This window comes from Aeromonas sp. QDB39 (genome assembly GCF_027707585.1).
Lineage (GTDB): Bacteria > Pseudomonadota > Gammaproteobacteria > Enterobacterales > Aeromonadaceae > Aeromonas > Aeromonas hydrophila.
Genome location: NZ_JAPCIV010000079.1, coordinates 381 through 7,132, shown reverse-complemented (window position 1 = coordinate 7,132; position 6,752 = coordinate 381). Strand labels below are relative to the sequence as shown.

Below are 6,752 nucleotides of genomic sequence, written 5' to 3'. Positions count from 1 at the left end.
CAAAGTAAAATGGAGGGTTTTCTTGCCGCCAAGGATCTGATGGCGCAGGGGATCAAGATCTGATCAAGAGACAGGTCTGAGCTAGATAGGAGGGTAAGTTAGTAATGTACTTACCAGATATGCAAGGTACACCTTGGTAATCAGCTAAATATCCTATCCCTCCTTCTTCCTTACCTTTGCTAGAAACAGTGCGAATGGTCCCATCAGTAAAGGTGTAGGTGACGCTGTTAATCTGTCCATATAAACACTTTAAGGTATAGTCTCCTCTTGCTAAGCCGGATACTACCATCCCTTGAAGGTTTGGGATTTTGATACCGTTGGTAGCCAGGTTTTTTTGGCCTACTACAACTTTGAATGGGAATGGATCAGTTACTTGATTATTAAGTGGAACTCGACCTATCAATGCTGTAGCGCCTACAGAACCGAGAAAACTGGAGTTTTCTGGAATTGTATAAATTGGTATCAAGCTATCCTTTTTCTCATCATCAGAGAGTGTCATAAGGTTTGAGTTGGTACCCTTTGATGTGTGCAGATTCCGATAACCGGAGCCTTTGAACTTAGGGTATTTGAGTACGTCTTTCCCAGTCTGTTCATCAACGACTCGCTGAGCATCTGATGGTACAATCCACTCCAAACTCTCGTCTCCATCAGCAGGCAGTGATATAGGGCCAACAGATTGTGATCCGCTCCCATTTGGGTTAAATAGGTTTGGCACCGTAGGCAAGTCAATGGTTTTTCTTCCATTACCTGCAGGCGTTTCATCTTGTTCCAACCCGAAATCTTTCCCTGGTTGGGTTCGCTCTGGATAAGGGTCCACGACCGTTTCAGTCGCCGCCGGCTGCTGTGGTTCTGAATTCTCTTTGGTCGACAGCTTCATCTCCAGCTCTTCGATCTTTTGCTTCAGCGCTAAAACAGTCGGGCTATCGGCCTCCATGGGCGGTGCAACTGGAGGCGGTGAATTCCTTGAAGTATTCTTCCCTTCTTCAACCTGTACTAAGCGAGAGCTCAAGTCTGTTACTGCTTTAGCTAGTGCTTCAACAGATGTTTCTGGCGTATCCGCGTCAGCACCAAGGCGTGTGTGCCTGCGGTCAATGGTAACCTTTCCCTCCCCCTCCCCCTGCTCCGCTTTAATAGTGTCAGCATGGTTATTCTCTGGAGCGGTGAAGGCCGCGTATCCAGCTACGATGGCGCCCACTAACACCGCTCCAGCGCCAATCTTGAGCATTGGGTTTTCCCCTACCATTACACCACTCATTTATTGCTCCCCTGGCGGTGATACTGATTCACAGCTGGTTGTGATGACGCCACAGGAGCCCATGGAGCAGGGCTTTCATACCGGGAGTCACTAAAGGGGCGGTCGGAGATTACATAAAGCATGGTAGTGTCTCCAGGTACGTTATTCTGATTCAGCTGGATATGTTGTGCGGCAGCATAGGAATATTGCATATTCAAATGAAAGGGATTTACTTTGACCGGGGACGATTTACGGTTAACCAATTTTATAGCAGTCAAATACTGACCGGAAGTGCTTTGCCAAGCTGCTATTGGAGTTGCATCGAAAATACCATATGAGGTATCGATAAATAGATCTCTCATATCTTCCGCACTATTAAGTGCTGTTCGATTTAATCTTTGGTCGTTGGTTCGTAAACGAGGTGGGGCATAAAACTCCCTAGCTGCAAACTGGATCATTTCCTCTGGAGAAATTGCGGCATCTCCAGATGTGTCGAATGGTGTACCTGCAAGGGGATTGTCATCAACAGGTGCCGACTTCTGAGAGCCGGTACCTGTCCCCGAGATGGCCTCCGCAGCCGCACCGGTACCGGCCTCGGACCCTGGCACGGAGATCAGCACTTCATCGAGCGGAGCACCAGCCTTTGGCACTGCAACGAGCTCGAGCAATACAATGTCTCCTGAGTCATTCAACTTCACCTTCACCTGGGTCGGAGCAAACTCATCCTGGGCTGTTAAGTAGAGGGTTCCCTGCATACTGTCCGCATCGAGTTTGTCTGCTAGCGATCGAGGTCGTCCAAATACAACGTGGTCCGGGAAATGTATGAGGCGTTGTTCTCCAACTTGCAGTGGGATCTTGATCGGCTTGCTACGCCATTCAATTGGCTCTACTGCAAATACGGAGCAGGACATAACTAGCGCTAAGCTTGACGCAAGGATACTTATTTTCATCACTGCGCTCCCCCCTCAAACTCAATTCGAAGAGGTTGATTAATGGCAGTGATTCGCATGTTGAATGGGTTGCACACAGATCCAGAGTTGTCAGCAGCAACACGGACACGGTAACGAAGAGCGTGATCCTTTACTGGGGTTCCCTCTAACGATTCGATCAGACGCAAGTCCAAATCAACATCCCAAATTCCCGCGCCAACAAAAGACACTGATCCTTCAACATCCTTTAGATCTGTAATTTCGCTTAATCGTCGAGTTCTATTTGCAGACTGACCATCGCTAACACGGAGAGCGTGCAAAGCGAGTTGTTCGCTTTTCACGCTCTCAGAAATATAGCAAGCATAACGGTTCAGATTCTCTGGCATTTCCTTGTCGCCATTTTTTTTCCAATAGTTTATAGACCTCACAACTTCACTTGCGAAAAGGTATACATTGGGCTTGGGGATGGTGTTGCTATCAAACTGTGCGCCGGCCGATAAATCAGGGGGAATGTGCACAGTAATATCATTCTGGCGGAGTGCACTTAAGACTATCTGAGCTATCAGGATCAATAGTAAAACTCCTGATATGAGCTGCCAGTCCTTAACCCTAGCATCGCTTCTATCCAATGCATTTCTCGCCCTACCTTTATTACGACCAAACACATTGTTCATTATTACTTCCTTACCGGGCCAATGTAGTTAATATTTTTACTCTTTGACAGACGAGTGTCCCACTTGATTTTATCTGTCATCATCCCGTCAAATTTCATCCAGCCACGTTTTTGGGTGTATCGTTTTAACTTGAGCCACATCAAGGGACCATGCCTCTTTTTGGCTGATTCTATCTTCCCTGCTACAAGGGGGATTACGCCAAGGCTTACAATCATCCCAATAACAAATCCTATTAGCCCTTCGCTAATTAACAGTGAAAAAACAATTGCACTTGTACTACAACAGATCACAATTGCTGTGCATGTAACAATTAGCAACTCATCTATTGTTAACCCTTTCCATAGAGCTGGCTTTTTATCAAGCCGCTCTAAGGTAGTCTGTATAGTGTGCTCTCGCCCCATTTTCACAGCCCTATAATATATTAAGTGCCATCACGCCCAGTGATATCCCGAGCGCAACCAAAAGTGCACCAGCCACGATATTGCTTACCAGATCACGCCATGTAACCTTGCTACCTTGCTCGCCGATCTGGTGATACTTTTGCCATGCGTTCTTCGCAACAGTTAACAGAAGAGCTACGATGAGCAGCATGACTAAAAGGTTCACACCCAACAAGACAAGACTGATAACAAGATTATGTGGATTTTCACCGGCGCCATTTCCATTAGGAGGAGTTATTGTTGGTATACCCACAGCACCAGCAGGGAAGGAAATCACTGCAAGGCTACAAGCCTGCGTACAAAGCCTTTTCATTCACTTATCCCCATTTAATAGGCAGGTAATACCTGCCTATTATATATTTTCGAATTAGCTAATAGCACTCGCGCCGAACACACCAACCGCATAATTGGCCATTGCAACACCAAGACAGATCAGCAACGCCCCGGCAACCAGGTTGCTCGCCAAGTCACGCCAAGTCACCTTACTGTTCTCCTCCCCCAGTTGGTGGTATTTTTGCCAACCGTTTTTTACGACGGTAATAAACATGAGCGCTACCAGTAGAAAAGCAATGACTGTAAGCCCCCACTTAAAGAGGTTTACTATCAATGTGAATGGATCATTACTAGCTGAGCCTCCTGGGGCATTTATCGTGGGTAGGCCAACCGCATTAGCCTCGCTGGCCATGAGAGCAACCATAAGACACGCCCCCCTCAGTCTATTACTAACCTTTTTCATTGGCATCCCTATACTCCTCACTTAAATTTATTAATGCACAATTGCTTGAACAACCAGCAATATCAATGCGCTCAAAACTACGGCGGTAATAACAGCCTTGAACATTCCATAATATGTTACCTTGTCAGTCCCCAATCCTTGATAACAGGCATAGGCTACGAACAGAATAAATATGAATGCAGCCGCGTACATACTACCTTGAAGCAAAATTGATGTTTGGCTGAATGTGGAATTAGCTCCGACAGCAGCCATGCATTGAGATACATTTCCACCTGAACAAGATGCGCTCATTTCTTATACCCCATTGGTAATGCGCGTTCGCGAGACAAATTTGCGTCCGGCCGGGGTAACGCATGCGCTCTTTGGTAATCCGTGTAGCCACCATCCAGGGGGACTATGGCTGCCGGATCCATGGGTGCAGACAGGTATTGCAAGATCCCGTCTTCGACGGTGCTTAGGTCGGCACGAATGCTTCCATACTCCATACGTAGCCGACTTTGGTTATTCATGCCCGCGTTCTCAGCTTCGTCGAGCAACTTGTTTACCCGAATCAACTGCTCTCGGACACGGCTCAGGATCTCACGCTCTTGCCAGGCATCAGCTACCGATGCTGTGGAAAAAAGGGCTAACACCCCAACGCTGATCACCGTCTTCAACAATCTCACTCAACACTCTCCATTTGCTTGGATCCGTGACACCGTAAAGTGCTAGGTCCCAGTGGTGCGGTCTTTGAGGCGTGGCATGTTTGTCAGTCAACTATCCACAATGGGATTCTAACTCGGGGCCTTGGGATAAAATGAGCGCTTAAAAATGAGGGGGTTTTCTGGCTGGGGTGGCAAGAGCCTTCGATGCTTCGCATCTTAAAGATCTATCAATAAAAAAGGGAGGCCTTAGCCTCCCTCATTGCAAATTGCCATTTTTACCAGTAGGTATCAACTACTTGCGGCTTGCTTAGCTATGAAACGACGTGCCATTGCTACCAGTGCCAGCCCTATCAGGCCAACTGGGCCGGTTGAACCACCACCACCACCACCATTTTCTGTAGGCTCCGGAGTCGGAGTGACAGGCGTTGTCTTTTTATTCACCTCAACCGGATCGTTACCTGTAATGAACAACTTGCCGCTTCCCTTCACAACAACTGTGCACTCCTCAAGAGGGGCGGCCGTCCCGCTTTTGCAGGTATTCGATTCGATTGCGAGATCCCCTTCGGTATAAGGGGCGAAAACTTCCGGGTCCTTGTGGAAGGACTGCACCTTGATCGTAACACTCCCCTCGCCCTTCACCTCGACCGGATAAGACCATGCAGCGATTGTTTCAAGCATCCATGCAGTGGTTTCTGCTTTATAGAACGCTTGGCACGATTGAATGAAAGTTCCATCACCTTGACCAGCAGAACCTTGAATTACCCCCCAAACCCCAGCTTCGTTATAGCAAGGACCGCCGGAGTCACCGGGCTGCGAGGTGCCAGTACCAATCCCGTTTACGGTGTCATATTTCAGTTCGTAAGCATCTGGTGACCATCTTGCGTCTGCTTTACCTACAGTCACATTTGAAGCACCTTTCAGTTTTCCACCAGAGAGGCTAGACCAGCCAGCAATTAACTGGGTAGAGCCGACCGCTGGTTCTGTGTTAATAACTTTTGCTGTTGCCGGCATTTTTTTATCCAGCTCCAGCAATGAAACATCATATACACGCGGCACGCTGCCATCATGCATAGGATGAATTACTGTGCGCTTAATATTCGCCACACTTACATCGATGTTACTGACAGTCTGGCCTGTCAGATCACCACAGTGGGCCGCTGTTACAACCCATTTCCCAGCGATTACGGTCCCAGAGCAAGTCCCACCCACCCGCACAAACTCAGGTGAGTTAATTTCTGCGCCATTGAAAATGGCGTGAGCAGGCGTAATTGCAGACATAAGCAGCGCGGCAACAACAGTCTTTTTCATATCATCCCTTATTTTGTTCAAATTTATCTTTCATTGCCAGTGACGTTCTAATTAGATTATCCAGTTTTATTACACTTCCTTTTAGCCTTGACACTTGTGATTGAGAGGAAAGGCCGTATTTCTTAGCTGTTTGCTCTTGTGCAAGACCATAAAGTAAATGATCTACCAGCGCATCAGCAACCGCTGGGTTTGTACTCTTAGTGTTTTCAATCAACAAACGAATATATTTTTCATCCATTAGCAGTAGCTTTTTCACTTTGCCCCACTCCTAGATTTTGATCCGCAGAAATAGAATATGACTATCATCATACATAGTCAACATTTAATTTCAGTTTTTGGCTTCATTTGCTCCCTCTGAATTACTGATGAACCCTGACTGCCAAGATGCCCATAGGCTATTCGCCGATTGCCCATGGTGTGGCTTCCTCGGCAGTCTATAAGCACCCTGCCACTCGGTGTCTGGTGAGATCCGCGCTAGTGGCCTCTACCAGCTGCTCGGCACAAAGGTCCTTTACGCCGCCGGAGAACACAAGGCCTATCTCAAGCTTCCGGGTGGCCACCGTCCAGAACATGGGGCATCACCGCGGCCGGCGAGCCCAAGGCCTATCCCTGCCGCCCGGGTGGCCACCGGCCGGCACCAGGGGCCCTACCGCGGCCATCGAGCCCAAGGCCTATTCCTGCCGTCCGGGTGACCACCGGCCAGAACAGAGGCATCACCGCGGCCGGCGAGCCCAAGGCCTATCCCTGCCGCCCGGGTGGCCACCGGCCGGCACCAGGGGCCCTACCG

General features: G+C 48.4%; 9 protein-coding genes. All 9 read right to left on the bottom strand.

Translation table 11 applies throughout. From position 1 onward, the window contains the following. Positions 1–52: 52 nt before the first annotated feature. A complete protein-coding gene (locus PG899_RS23495; RefSeq protein WP_270697779.1) occupies positions 53–1,255 on the bottom strand; it encodes a hypothetical protein in 1,203 nt (400 codons plus the stop codon). Beyond that, positions 1,252–2,184 (bottom strand): TIGR03749 family integrating conjugative element protein, encoded by a 933-nt coding sequence (locus PG899_RS23490; RefSeq protein WP_210537808.1) that lies wholly within the window; start codon positions 2,182–2,184, stop codon positions 1,252–1,254. The genes PG899_RS23495 and PG899_RS23490 overlap by 4 nt, the downstream gene beginning before the upstream one ends. Next, the gene (locus PG899_RS23485; RefSeq protein WP_210537810.1) at positions 2,184–2,837 is read right to left on the bottom strand and encodes a DUF2895 family protein; all 654 of its coding nucleotides are present in this window, start codon (positions 2,835–2,837) and stop codon (positions 2,184–2,186) included. The genes PG899_RS23490 and PG899_RS23485 overlap by 1 nt, the downstream gene beginning before the upstream one ends. Positions 2,838–2,839: 2 nt before the next feature. Further along, positions 2,840–3,238 carry a DUF3487 family protein gene (locus PG899_RS24325; protein WP_210537813.1) on the bottom strand — a complete coding sequence of 133 codons (399 nt, stop codon included), beginning with the start codon at positions 3,236–3,238 and terminating at the stop codon, positions 2,840–2,842. A 10-nt stretch (positions 3,239–3,248) separates the two neighbouring features. Next, positions 3,249–3,590, bottom strand: coding sequence for a DUF2976 domain-containing protein (locus PG899_RS23480; RefSeq protein WP_216945323.1), 342 nt, complete (start codon positions 3,588–3,590; stop codon positions 3,249–3,251). A gap of 54 nt (positions 3,591–3,644) precedes the next feature. Next, positions 3,645–3,962, bottom strand: coding sequence for a DUF2976 domain-containing protein (locus tag PG899_RS23475; protein ID WP_216945325.1), 318 nt, complete (start codon positions 3,960–3,962; stop codon positions 3,645–3,647). A 338-nt stretch (positions 3,963–4,300) separates the two neighbouring features. Next, entirely contained in the window at positions 4,301–4,678 is a 378-nt protein-coding gene (locus tag PG899_RS23470) for an RAQPRD family integrative conjugative element protein (RefSeq protein ID WP_210538634.1), read from the bottom strand. Positions 4,679–4,945: 267 nt separating this feature from the next. Next, positions 4,946–5,965, bottom strand: coding sequence for a trypsin-like serine protease (locus tag PG899_RS23465; RefSeq protein ID WP_210538635.1), 1,020 nt, complete (start codon positions 5,963–5,965; stop codon positions 4,946–4,948). Between the two features lies 1 nt (position 5,966). Beyond that, positions 5,967–6,221, bottom strand: coding sequence for a hypothetical protein (locus PG899_RS23460; RefSeq protein ID WP_210538636.1), 255 nt, complete (start codon positions 6,219–6,221; stop codon positions 5,967–5,969). Positions 6,222–6,752 lie beyond the last annotated feature (531 nt).

What these genes read in the sequence shown, in the direction of transcription:
- PG899_RS23495 (WP_270697779.1), bottom strand. Translation starts at nt 1,255, where the DNA reads ATGAGTGGTGTAATGGTAGGGGAAAACCCAATGCTCAAGATTGGCGCT.
- PG899_RS23490 (WP_210537808.1), bottom strand. Translation starts at nt 2,184, where the DNA reads ATGAAAATAAGTATCCTTGCGTCAAGCTTAGCGCTAGTTATGTCCTGC.
- PG899_RS23485 (WP_210537810.1), bottom strand. Translation starts at nt 2,837, where the DNA reads ATGAACAATGTGTTTGGTCGTAATAAAGGTAGGGCGAGAAATGCATTG.
- PG899_RS24325 (WP_210537813.1), bottom strand. Translation starts at nt 3,238, where the DNA reads ATGGGGCGAGAGCACACTATACAGACTACCTTAGAGCGGCTTGATAAA.
- PG899_RS23480 (WP_216945323.1), bottom strand. Translation starts at nt 3,590, where the DNA reads ATGAAAAGGCTTTGTACGCAGGCTTGTAGCCTTGCAGTGATTTCCTTC.
- PG899_RS23475 (WP_216945325.1), bottom strand. Translation starts at nt 3,962, where the DNA reads ATGGCCAGCGAGGCTAATGCGGTTGGCCTACCCACGATAAATGCCCCA.
- PG899_RS23465 (WP_210538635.1), bottom strand. Translation starts at nt 5,965, where the DNA reads ATGAAAAAGACTGTTGTTGCCGCGCTGCTTATGTCTGCAATTACGCCT.